We start from the raw sequence: 11,381 nt of genomic DNA on the forward strand, positions 1-11,381 counted from the left end.
CCTATTCGGCCGCGGCGAGCTGGCCGCAGGCGCCGTCGATCTCGCGCCCGCGCGTGTCGCGTACGGTCACGGGCACGCCGTGGAACTGCAGCCGCCGTACGAACGCCCGCTCGTCCTCCGGCCGCGACGCCGTCCACTTGGAGCCGGGCGTCGGGTTGAGCGGGATCAGGTTGACGTGCACCAGCTTGTTCTTGACCAGCTTGCCCAGCAGGTCGGCCCGCCACTCCTGGTCGTTGATGTCCTTGATCAGTGCGTATTCGATCGAGACCCGCCGCTTGGTCTTCGCCGCGTACGCCCACGCGGCGTCGAGCACCTCCGACACCTTCCACCGCGTGTTGATCGGCACCAGCGTGTCGCGCAGCTCGTCGTCGGGCGCGTGCAGCGACAGCGCCAGCGTGACCGGCAGCCCCTCGTCGGCGAGCTTGCCGATGGCGGGCACCAGGCCGACGGTGGAGACCGTGACGCCGCGCGCCGAGATGCCGAGCCCGTCCGGCGCGGGCTCCACCAGGCGGCGGACCGCGCCGATCACCTGCTTGTAGTTGGCCAGCGGCTCGCCCATGCCCATGAACACGACGTTGTTCACCCGGCCAGGACCGCCGGGCACCTCGCCGGCCGCCAGCGCCCGTGCCCCCGACACGACCTGCTCGACGATCTCGGCGGTGGACATGTTGCGGGTCAGCCCCGCCTGCCCGGTGGCGCAGAACGGGCAGTTCATGCCGCAGCCGGCCTGCGACGACACACACATCGTGACCCGGTCGGGATAGCGCATGAGCACCGACTCGACCAGCGCGCCGTCGAACAGCCGCCACAGCGTCTTGCGCGTGGTGCCGCCGTCCGTCGTCTGCTCCCTGACCGGGGTGAGCAGCGTGGGCAGCAGCGCGGCCAGCGTCTCGCGGGCCCCCGCGGGCAGATCGGTCATCGCGCCGACGTCGGCGGTGAGGCGCTCGAAGTAGTGGCGCGAGAGCTGGTCGGCGCGGAAGGCCTTCTCGCCCAGTTCGGTCACCGCGGCCCGCCGGTCGGCCATCGACAGGTCGGCCAGATGCCGTGCGGGCTTGGCCCGCCGGGGCGCGACGAAGGTGAGCTGACCTGGGGGCTGGGACACGTTACTGCCTTTGCTTGAGGGTTTGTCGGCCAGGGTAAGGAACGTTCGGATCGGAGGTGGAATTCCTCGCGTCATGGTCTCTGCCGGATCTACAGTGCACACGTATGGCGATTTTTCGGTCGGCGTCTGGCGAGGGTGGCGCCGAGGTCGTTCTCGCCGCCGGCAACCCGTACGGTAGCCGGACGCTCGTCGTCGAGCGGGACGAGGACTCCTCGGTAGCTTACCTGTGCTCGCCCGACGGCACGGTGCACGGCGCCGTCTGGCTGGCCAACCACCGCCCCGCCCCGCCCGTCGTGGACCTGGCCCGGATCAACGCCGGCTTACCGCCGCTGATGCCCAGGCCCAACACGCTGCATCCCGACGGCCGCCGGCCACTCGGGGAGCTCACGGCGCTGTGGTTCGAGGAGGGCGACGGGGTCGCGCTGTACGAGGACGGCGACCTCCTCGCGGTCATCCCCGGCTGGGCCGACATGAGCAGGGGCATGCCCGGCTACGCGCGCGACGCGGTGGGCGAGTCGCCGTTCGCGTGGGCCCTGTCGGAGGCGCTCGAAGGGCTGGAACCGCGGATCTCCAACGCCAAGTCCTACTGGCGGTGGCGGCACGGCGAGGGGTCGTGGCCGTCGTTCCAGCAGTTCGTGATGGGCCATCTGGACCGGGCGCTGGGCCCCGCGGGCAGGTACTGGGACGCCAGCGGTGAGCGGCTGCCGACCGTCGGGATCACCGAGCGCCCGCCGCACCAGAAGCGCGACTTCACCGTGCTGTCCACGGTGGGGATGAGCTGCCAGCGCATGCCGACGGTCGAGCAGTGGATCGACAAGCCGGGCGCGTACGCCAGGATCGAGCTGGCCGTGGCCACCCGGGAGGATCCCCGGGACGCGGCGCTGCTGCTGGTGTGGCTGGCGCAATATCCGTGGCACTCGGTCACGTGGCTCGGCCACGGGCACACGGCGAAGTGGTATCACGAGCCTTCGACGTTCCCGCTGGGGCCGCAGTACTCCGGTGTGCTGATGCTGGCCGATGCCCCCCACATGCCTGATATGTCAGGATTCGCGTTCGGTGGCGAGGCCGTACGGTGGCTGTGGCTGACGCCCATCACCGCGGAAACGCTCGAAGCGCAGCACCACTAGAAGAACAGGGTCATCAGCACCCAGACCGGCACCAGCGTCGTCACCAGCGAGTCGAGCCGGTCCATCAGGCCGCCGTGGCCGGGCAGGATCGTGCCCAGGTCCTTGATGCCGAGATCCCGCTTGATCATCGACTCGATCAGGTCGCCCACGGTCGCCAGCAGCGCGGCCAGCGCCCCGATCAGCGCGCCCTGCCAGATGTCGCCGTGGAGCAGCCACGTCACCAGCCACGCCCCGACCGCCGTGCACGCGACCAGGGACCCGGCGAATCCCTCCCAGGTCTTCTTCGGGCTGATGGCCGTCATCTGGTGCCTGCCGAACAGCACGCCCGCGATGTATCCGCCGATGTCGCTGGCCACGGTCACCGCGATGAAGATCGCCACCCGGTGGTCGCCGTCGTCGGCCCGCAGCAGCATGGCCACGAACGCCGCCAGCAGCGCTGGATAGAACAGCGTGAACACCGACGCCGAGGCGTCGCGCACGTAGCCTTCCGTGCCGTCGCCGAACATCCGCCAGATCAGCAGCACGAGCGCGAACACCGTGAACGTGGCCAGCAGCCAGACCGCCCCGCCCCAGTACGCCGCGGCCTGCATCGCCGCCAGACCCGCCAGCACGGGCACGGCCGGCACCTTGATGTCACGGGTGGCGAAGGCCTTGGTCAGCTCCACCACGCCGACGCCCACGGCGCCCACGACCACGAGGAGGAACAGCTCCTTGATCGTGTAGAGCGAGCCGAGGGTGAGCGCGCCCAGCACCACGCCGACGGCGATCGCGGCAGGCAGGTTCCGTCCCGTACGGCTGCCGCCGCTCGAGCTGGTGCCAGCCGTACGTTCTTCCACAGAGTTTCTCCAAGAGCCACGGCCCCCGCCGTCCGGGCGAGGGCCGTAGGTGCAAGACCCGCTACCTGGGGCGGCCCGCTGAACGCGACCCGCCGCTCAGACCTCGAGCAGCTCGGTTTCCTTGTGCTTGAGAAGCTCGTCGATCTTGGCGACGTGCTTCTGGGTGATGTCGTCGAGCTCCTTCTCGGCCCGCCTGACCTCGTCCTCACCCGCGTCGCCGTCCTTGATCATCTTGTCGAGGATCTCTTTGGCGGAGCGGCGGATGTTGCGGATGGAGACCTTGGCGTGCTCGCCCTTGTTCCTGGCGACCTTGATGTACTCCTTGCGGCGCTCCTCGGACAGCTCCGGGAACGTCACGCGGATGACCTGGCCGTCGTCAGTCGGGTTGACGCCGAGATCGGAGTCTCGGATGGCCCTCTCGATCGCGGTCATCGAGCTCTTGTCGTAAGGCTGGATGAGCACCATGCGGGCCTCGGGCACGTGAAACGACGCCAGCTGCTGGATCGGCGTCGGCGTCCCGTAGTACTCGGCGTGGATCTTGTTGAACATGGAGGGGGTGACCCGACCCGTACGGATGGTCGCGAAGTCCTCCTTCGCGACCGAGACGGCCTTGTCCATCTTTTCCTCGGCTTCGAGGAGGGTTTCGTCGATCACAGCGGCTCCCTGTCGTCTGCTAGCTGGCGGGATCGGGCTCGCTCCGTCATTTGCCTGCGGGACTCACCAGTGTGCCGATTTTCTCACCGCGAACCGCTCGCAGGATGTTGCCCTCGCCCATCAGGTCGAAGACCACGATCGGCAGATCGTTGTCCTTGCACAGGCTGATCGCGGTGGCGTCCATGACCGCGAGGTCGCGCAGCAGCACCTCACCGTAGTCGAGGTGGTCGAACCTGACCGCGTCCGGATTCTTCCGTGGGTCGGAGTCGTAGATGCCGTCCACCTGCGTGCCCTTGAGCAGCGCCTCGGCGCCGATCTCCAGGGCCCGCTGGGACGCCGCGGTGTCGGTGGAGAAGTAGGGCGAGCCGAGCCCTGCGCCGAAGATGACCACGCGGCCCTTCTCGAGGTGCCTGATCGCGCGGCGTGGCAGGAACGGCTCGGCCACCTGCTGCATGGTGATGGCGGTCTGCACGCGTGTCTCGACGCCCCGCCGTTCGAGGAAGTCCTGCAGGGCCAGGCAGTTGATGACCGTGCCGAGCATGCCCATGTAGTCGGCCCTGGCCCGGTCGATGCCGCCCTGCGACAGGGTTGCGCCGCGGAACATGTTGCCGCCGCCGACCACTACGGCGACCTGCACGCCCTCCTTGACCGCCTCGGCGATCGAATCGGCCAGATGATCGACGACCACCGGGTCGATGCCCAGCGGCTCGCTGCCGGCGAACGCCTCGCCCGACAGCTTCAGCATCACCCGCTTCCACCTGAGGTGGTTGTGCGGGTTTGGAGATGAGGAAGCCGCCGTCCGTGTGGATTCGTGGGCTGGCTCCCGGTGGTCCTGCACGGCGGCGGCCTCCTTCATTCGGTGGATCGATGGGCTGGTGGCTTGCCTAAGCCTAAGCCTGACCGACCTTGAAGCGGACAAAGGCCAGGACCTCGACGCCGTTCTCCTCAGCGTACTTGCCCACGCTCTTCTTGTTGTCCTTCACGAAGGCCTGCTGGAGCAGCGTGAAGTCCTTGTACCAGCCGTTGACACGACCCTCGACGATCTTGCCGATCGCAGCCTCGGGCTTGCCCTCCTCGCGGGTCATCTCCTCGAAGAGCTTGCGCTCCTTGTCGACGATCTCGGCCGGCACGGAGGCGGGCTTGAGGTACTGCGGCGCCATGGCGGCGGCGTGCTGCGCGATGTCCTTGGCGACGTCGGCGTTCGGCTTGTCCAGCTGGACCAGCACGCCGACCGCGGGCGGCAGCGCGGGGTCGGTCTTGTGCATGTACACGCCGATGTAGCCGCCCTCGAGCACGGCGAAGCGGCGGATCTCGATCTTCTCGCCGAGCGCGACGTTGGCGACGTCGAGGTGCTCCTTGACGGTCTTGCCATCGAAGGAGGACTCCAGCAGGGCCGCCACATCGGCGGGCCTGGTCTCCAGGACGTGCGCGACGACCTGGCCGGCCAGCTCCTGGAAGCGCTCTCCCTTGGCCACGAAGTCGGTCTCGCAGTTGAGCTCGAGCAGCGCGGCGAAGGAGTCACCGTCCTGCTTGAGCGCGACCAGGCCGTTGGAGGCCGTGCGGGCCTCACGCTTGCCCACGTCCTTGGCGCCCTTCAGGCGCAGCAGCTCGATGGCGCGGTCGAAGTCGCCGTCGGACTCCTCGAGCGCCTTCTTGCAGTCCATCATGCCGGCAGCGGTGATCTCGCGAAGCCGCTTGACGTCGGCCATGTTCACGGAAGCCATTGCTCTTATTCCTTGTGGGATTTCGTCGTCGTGGATCGGGTGGGCACCGGGATCCGGTCACCCACCCTTGTCGGTACGGCAGGCGCGTGCCGTACAGGAGCCTTGGTCTTTGTCCGGGGCTCGGGGTCAGGTCGGCTTGCTGCTGCTCCGCTCGGCATACTGCCCAGCCTCGCCGCGGCCTATCACCCCGGCTCGGCCACCGCCTCGCGGCCCACCGGCCCGGCGACCACACCGGGCCTTTCGCTCACCGCCTCAGGCGGGCAACCACGCGACCTCAGCCTGGCCGCCGCCGCACCCTCTCGGGCGAGCGACCACCGGGGCCTCAACCCTGACCGCCGCCACACATTCAGCTGTCTGAATTCCTGGCCTGCGCCCCGAACGGGTGGCAATGGCCGTGGTCGGCGGCCATTGCCCGTGCCGTGCGTCAGGCCTGCTGCTCGGTCTCGCCCTCGGCGGCGGCCTCAGCGGGAGCGGCCTCAGCCGAAGCCTCCTCAACCGGAGCCTCCGCGACCGGAGCGGCCTCGGCGACCGCCTCAGGAGCGGCAACCTCGGGAGCCTCGGCCTCAGGAGCGGCAACCTCAGGAGCGGCAGCCTCGGGAGCGGCCTCGACCTCGTCGGCCGCGCGCTCGCCGGTGCCCTGCTCGATGAGCTCGCGCTCCCACTCGGCCAGCGGCTCGGCGGCAGCCGGCTTCTCGTCGCCGCGGGCGGCGCCGGAGCGGGCCATCAGACCGGCCGCGACACCGTCGGCGACGACCCTGGTCAGCAGGCCGACGGCGCGGATGGCGTCGTCGTTGCCCGGGATCGGGTAGTCGACCTCGTCGGGGTCGCAGTTGGTGTCGAGGATCGCGACGACAGGGATGCCAAGCTTCTTGGCCTCACTGATCGCGATGTGCTCCTTCTTGGTGTCGACGATCCACACCGCGCTGGGCACGCGGCCCATGTCGCGGATGCCGCCGAGCGTGCGCTCGAGCTTGTCCTTCTCGCGACGGCGCATGAGGAGCTCCTTCTTGGTGAGCCCCGAGGCCGCGACGTTGTCGAAGTCGAGCTCCTCGAGCTCCTTCAGACGCTGAAGCCTCTTGTGCACGGTGGAGAAGTTGGTGAGCATGCCGCCCAGCCAGCGCTGGTTGACGTAGGGCATGCCGACCCGGGCGGCCTGCTCGGAGATGGCCTCCTGAGCCTGCTTCTTGGTGCCGATGAACAGGACCGTGCCGCCGTGGGCGACGGTCTCCTTCACGAAGTCGTACGCGCGGTCGATGTAGGCCAGCGACTTCTGAAGGTCGATGATGTAGATGCCGTTGCGCTCGGTGAAGATGAAGCGCTTCATCTTCGGGTTCCAGCGCCGAGTCTGGTGGCCGAAGTGAACGCCGCTCTCGAGCAGCTGTCGCATGGTGACGACGGGGGCCATTTGCTGGTCCTCCAGGTCTGGGCGCCCTGCGGATGGGCGCGATTCTCGGTTGTGCCGCGGCAACGCGTCGGCTGCCGCCCTGATGCCCCGAACCCGCTCCAGCCGGGCGGTAAGGCCCGGACCGATGGCGCGGTCCGCAATGGGACATGCGAAGTCGGCCTGTAGTCACAGGCCACCGAAAAGTCTACCTCCCACATCGCCCCAGGCAGACCGTCTACGGTCAAACGGACATCTTGTCCCACCGCCACCACATACGCCGATCAACCCTCCTCGAGGCAGGCCTGCGCCGCCATCACCCCGCGGTTGTGATCGTCGGACGGCGGCAGCCCAAGCGTGGCGCGTCCATCGCGGTACCGCCCTGCGAACCGCTCCACGCCGCCGACCCCGTCCTCCAGCAGGCAGCCGACCCGCCGGCCCGGAGCGTGGTACGCAGGTGCGCGTCAGCTCACCGCGTCGTGATCCTCAGTTGGCAGTCCCGGCACCACCCTCGGCGCGACCGGAAAGAGATTGACCTGCGCCTCAGCGATCCTGGCTCCGCCCGGCGCGTCCTTCTCGCCGCGCTGGCGGGCGGCGTACGGCTCGATCAGCTTCCTGATCTCCTCGTTGAGCCGCACCAGCTCCTCGACGTCGACCCTGATCCGCACGCGGTTGAACACGGTCGCGTCGCGCCACTCCGCCGGCTCCCTGCCGGCGTTGGCCAGCGCGCGGTCGGCCTCCTCGTCGGCCTCGCGACGGAACGCCAGCATCAGCGACATCTTGGCGTCCCGGACGTCGGGCTGGTCGCCGGGCGCGATACCGACGCTGAGGGGCCGGTCCACGGTCCGCCACAACCGCTCCCTGCCGTCGCCTCGGGGCGGGGCGTCCTCGACGAAGCCGTACTTGGCCAGCATCCGGAGGTGGTAGCTGGCGGCGCTGGGCGTGATGCCCGCGATCTCGGCCACCTCCGTCGCGGTGGCGCTCCCCTCGACTCCGAGCCTGTTCAGGATCATCAGCCGCGCCGGGTGGGCCAGCGCCCGCATCGCCTTGGGATCACTGAGCCAGTCTCCGTCCCGAGTCATGCGCCAAAGGTACCCGCACCGATCTGAAACATTGCCTTCAGAACTATGAAGGGATACCTTCATAAATTATGAAGCATTCCCTTCACAACTCTCTCTCGCCTCAGCATGCCTCCGATCCACCGCCTCCCCTCCGCAGGCAACGCGACTACCGCCTGCTGTGGACGGCCCGGACGATCTCGATCACCGGCTCGGAGGTCTCCAAGCTCGCCATCCCCTTGACCGCGGTGACCCTGCTGACCGCCTCCCCGTCCCAGATGGGAATGCTGACCGCGGCCGCCTCGGTGCCCGCCCTCCTGTTCGGCCTCCAGTCGGGCGCCATCGCCGACCGGCTCACCCGGCACCGCCCGCTGATGATCGCCTGCGAGCTCGTCTCCTGCGCGGCCGCCGCGACGGTCCCCCTGGCCTGGCTCCTCGGCTTCCTGAACATCACCTGGCTGATCGCCGTGGCCCTGGTGATCGGCTCGGCCGGAGTGCTCTTCAAGGCGGCGAACTTCCCCTACGTGGCGGGGGTCGTACCGCCGGCCCAGCGAACCGAGGCGATGGCCGGCTTCCACGCCTCCTACTCGGTCGCCTCGGTCGGCGGCCCCGGCCTGGCCGGCCTGCTGGTCCAGATCCTCACAGCCCCGCTGGCAGTGCTCGCCGAGGCTCTGTCGTTCCTGACCTCGGCCCTGCTGCTCCGCGCCATCCGTACCCCGGAGAAGAACGCGCCGGCCCCCTCCCGAGGCATGTGGCGCGAAATCGTGGAGGGTCTCCGAGCCGGCGTCACCCACCCCGTGCTGCGCGCCCTGCTGGCGGCGGGCGTCACGATCAACTTTTTCGCCATGGCGTACACGGCCGTCTACATGCTCTACATGGTGAACACCCTCGGCATCCCCAAGGGGCTGATCGGCCTCCTCATCGCCCTGAGCGGCGCCGGCGGCCTCCTGGGCGCGTGGCTCACGGCCCGCCTGTCGAAGCGCTACGGCGAGAACCGCATCCTGCTCATCGCGGTGCTCTTCTTCCCCATCGAGATCCTGGCGGTCGGCCTCCTGACCGGCCCTCTCTGGTGGAAGCTCGCCCTGCTGACCGTCACGGGACTCATCACGGGCGGCACAGTCGTGGCCTTCGCCACCTGCATGGGCGCCATCACGCTCCGCGAGACCTCCCCGGAGCTGCGCGGCCGGGTGAACGCCACCATGACGTTCGCGATCCAGGGCGTCCTGGCCCTGGGCGGCCTCGCCGGCGGCGTCGCCGCGGAATTCCTCGGCCTGCGCCCGGTGATCCTCACCTGCGCGGCCGGCATAGCCCTGAGCACCCTCTGGATCTGGACCTCCCCTCTACGCCCCCGCCACCCTCGTCCTCCATCCCCTCACCCAGCGCCGACAGAGTTCCACATATCCACAGGTCACCCATCCTGACCTTCTCCATCCACAGAATGCGGTTCGATCCAACGGCGTCCCGGTCACCTCGCGCAGACTCGCGCCATGAAGTCCCAGATCATCCTGCTGGCCACGGCCCTCGCGACCGCGATCCTTTCTCTCACCGCTCCCCCTGCAAGGGCGTCGCCTCCCGATTGGCGCTGGCCACTGGACGGACACCCCCGCATCCTCCGCCGCTTCACCCCACCACCCGAACCCTGGCTCGCCGGACACCGCGGCGTAGACCTGGCCGCCCCAGCAACCACCCCAGTCCTGGCAGCAGGCCCAGGCACAGTCCGCTTCGCCGGCCCCGTAGCAGGAAAAGGCGTGGTCACCATCGAGCACGAAGGGGGCCTCCGCACGACGTACCTGCCGGTCACAGCATCGGTAAAACGAGGCCAGCCCATCACGCCAGGAGCCGAACTAGGCGTCATAGAACCATCAGAAGGCCACTGCCCGGAATCATGCCTGCACTGGGGCCTCCTCCGCGAAGCCCGCTACCTCGATCCCCTACTCCTCCTGGGCCACGCCCCCATCCGCCTGCTGCCTTTCTGGCCCGCATCCTCCTCCGCCGCCGCCCCTGCTCCTGTAAATGCAACGGCGCCATCATCGACCTCCAGCACATCTCCAACCTTCACCGCATCTCCAACCTTCACCGCATCTCCAACCTTCACCACATCTCCAACCTTCACCACATCGCGAAGCGTTGCCGCATCCCGTCCACCCCATCGCCCCATGCCGCCCGCTCTCCCGAATGGCTATCTCCTGAGCAGTTCCACCTCGACCCACATAGCACCCACCATCGGCTTGGCCGGCGCACTTCTAGGAGTGCTCCTCCTGATCACCGCCCTACACCGGCGACGACGCCGGCGCACCCGAAGAAGCGAGCACAGCGCAAGAAGGGGTCAGCACCGCAGACGCCGCCACAGACGCCACGTCCGAAACCTCCGGGACCGACGCACCACAGCGCCCCCGCCATCGCAATGAGAAGACGCACCCCTACCAACGAACAGCAGAGAGCCGCCACGGGAAGGGACGAGCGAAGAGCAGTCAGCCGACGAAATCGAGCGAATGGACCCTCATGCCCTTGGATGAGCTTGCCTGTACGCGGCACGCAGGCGCTCAATCGACACGTGCGTATAGATCTGCGTGCTGTTCAAGGACGCGTGCCCAAGGAGCTCCTGAACGCTACGTAGATCCGCGCCGCCCTCGAGCAGGTGCGTCGCCGCCGTGTGCCGCAAACCGTGGGGCCCCATGTCCGGCACCCCTTCCACCTGCGCCAGCCGAGCATGCACCACCCGCCGAACAGTCCCCGTGTCGATCCGGCCACCACGCACCCCAAGGAAGAGCGCCGGCCCCGACCCCGCCCGCACCCACAGCGGCCGCCCGTGAATGCACCACCTGTCCAGCGCTCGCAGGGCAGGCAACCCGAACGGCACCGAACGCTCCTTGCGCCCCTTGCCCAACACCCTGATGACGTGCCGGTCCCGGTCCACGTCATCCACATCCAGCGCACACAGCTCGCTCACCCGCACGCCAGTGGCGTACAACATCTCGAGAAGGGCCTGATCCCGCAGTTCCTTGGGCTCCACCGTCGAAGGCGCATCCAGGACGACCTGCGCCTGCTCCTGATCGAGTACGGATGGCAAGGAACGGGCTGCCTTGGCACTTCCGAGCAGCAGCCCGGGATCCACCGGCAGCCAACCACGACGGTGGCAGTAGGCGGTGAACGTACGAGCACAGGCGGCCCTACGCGCCAGAGTGGCCCGCGCCTTCCCCGCCCCGTGCTGGTCCGCCAGCCACTTTCGGAGCACCCCGATATCGAGACCCTCAACCGGCCCGTTCAGGCAATCGAGCAGGGAGTTGACGTCAGCCAGGTAGGCCCGGACCGTATGCGGGGATAGATCGCGTTCGAACCGCAGGTACCGACCGAACTCGGCGACCACCTCGTCCCGGCCCACACCCGTCCTCCCATCCCGGCTACGTCACCACACCCACAAACGATCGTGCCATCCCCCGCCCAAGCCCAAACACCAACCCAGGAACAACCTCGCCTTCCCACCCCCCATGCCACGTCC

The 11,381-nt window shown here is 68.6% G+C and carries 11 protein-coding genes and 1 pseudogene; 3 read left to right on the forward strand and 9 right to left on the reverse strand.

The window, feature by feature from the left end:
* Position 1 precedes the first annotated feature (1 nt).
* Positions 2-1,102 (reverse strand): dual-specificity RNA methyltransferase RlmN, encoded by a 1,101-nt coding sequence (gene rlmN / locus EJK15_RS43485; RefSeq protein WP_138716319.1) that lies wholly within the window; start codon positions 1,100-1,102, stop codon positions 2-4.
* A gap of 104 nt (positions 1,103-1,206) precedes the next feature.
* Here rlmN and EJK15_RS43490 point away from each other — a divergent pair, with 104 nt between their 5' ends.
* A complete protein-coding gene (locus EJK15_RS43490; protein ID WP_138716320.1) occupies positions 1,207-2,229 on the forward strand; it encodes a suppressor of fused domain protein in 1,023 nt (340 codons plus the stop codon).
* Here EJK15_RS43490 and EJK15_RS43495 read toward each other — a convergent pair.
* The 6 genes from EJK15_RS43495 to EJK15_RS43520 all read right to left on the reverse strand — a co-directional run bounded on the left by EJK15_RS43495 (position 2,226) and on the right by EJK15_RS43520 (position 7,906).
* Positions 2,226-3,065, reverse strand: a complete 840-nt coding sequence (locus EJK15_RS43495) for a phosphatidate cytidylyltransferase (protein ID WP_171074873.1) — start codon at positions 3,063-3,065, stop codon at positions 2,226-2,228. The genes EJK15_RS43490 and EJK15_RS43495 overlap by 4 nt on opposite strands.
* 96 nt (positions 3,066-3,161) lie before the next feature.
* On the reverse strand, positions 3,162-3,719 hold the full coding sequence (gene frr / locus EJK15_RS43500; protein WP_138716321.1) for a ribosome recycling factor: 558 nt from the start codon (positions 3,717-3,719) through the stop codon (positions 3,162-3,164).
* A gap of 46 nt (positions 3,720-3,765) precedes the next feature.
* Positions 3,766-4,464, reverse strand: a complete 699-nt coding sequence (gene pyrH, locus EJK15_RS43505) for a UMP kinase (RefSeq protein WP_240777587.1) — start codon at positions 4,462-4,464, stop codon at positions 3,766-3,768.
* 145 nt (positions 4,465-4,609) lie between these two features.
* Positions 4,610-5,443: a translation elongation factor Ts gene (tsf, locus tag EJK15_RS43510; RefSeq protein WP_138716323.1), complete on the reverse strand. Its 834-nt coding sequence runs from the start codon at positions 5,441-5,443 to the stop codon at positions 4,610-4,612.
* Positions 5,444-5,867: 424 nt separating this feature from the next.
* Positions 5,868-6,848: a 30S ribosomal protein S2 gene (gene rpsB / locus EJK15_RS43515; RefSeq protein ID WP_138716324.1), complete on the reverse strand. Its 981-nt coding sequence runs from the start codon at positions 6,846-6,848 to the stop codon at positions 5,868-5,870.
* A 440-nt stretch (positions 6,849-7,288) separates the two neighbouring features.
* Positions 7,289-7,906 carry an ArsR/SmtB family transcription factor gene (locus EJK15_RS43520; protein WP_138716325.1) on the reverse strand — a complete coding sequence of 206 codons (618 nt, stop codon included), beginning with the start codon at positions 7,904-7,906 and terminating at the stop codon, positions 7,289-7,291.
* Between the two features lie 68 nt (positions 7,907-7,974).
* Here EJK15_RS43520 and EJK15_RS43525 point away from each other — a divergent pair, with 68 nt between their 5' ends.
* Together EJK15_RS43525 and EJK15_RS77895 are read left to right on the forward strand one after the other, a co-directional pair.
* Positions 7,975-9,303: an MFS transporter gene (locus EJK15_RS43525; protein WP_138716326.1), complete on the forward strand. Its 1,329-nt coding sequence runs from the start codon at positions 7,975-7,977 to the stop codon at positions 9,301-9,303.
* A 66-nt stretch (positions 9,304-9,369) separates the two neighbouring features.
* Positions 9,370-9,753, forward strand: a pseudogene (locus EJK15_RS77895) (M23 family metallopeptidase); the annotation flags it as partial.
* A gap of 47 nt (positions 9,754-9,800) precedes the next feature.
* Here the strand turns inward: EJK15_RS77895 and EJK15_RS75205 are convergent.
* Positions 9,801-9,998 carry a hypothetical protein gene (locus EJK15_RS75205; RefSeq protein WP_171074871.1) on the reverse strand — a complete coding sequence of 66 codons (198 nt, stop codon included), beginning with the start codon at positions 9,996-9,998 and terminating at the stop codon, positions 9,801-9,803.
* 384 nt (positions 9,999-10,382) lie between these two features.
* The gene (locus EJK15_RS43535) at positions 10,383-11,264 is read right to left on the reverse strand and encodes a tyrosine recombinase XerC (RefSeq protein ID WP_206061462.1); all 882 of its coding nucleotides are present in this window, start codon (positions 11,262-11,264) and stop codon (positions 10,383-10,385) included.
* Positions 11,265-11,381: the final 117 nt, after the last annotated feature.

Origin of the sequence: Nonomuraea basaltis (assembly GCF_005893125.1) — a bacterium.
Classification (GTDB): Bacteria; Actinomycetota; Actinomycetes; order Streptosporangiales; family Streptosporangiaceae; genus Nonomuraea; species Nonomuraea basaltis.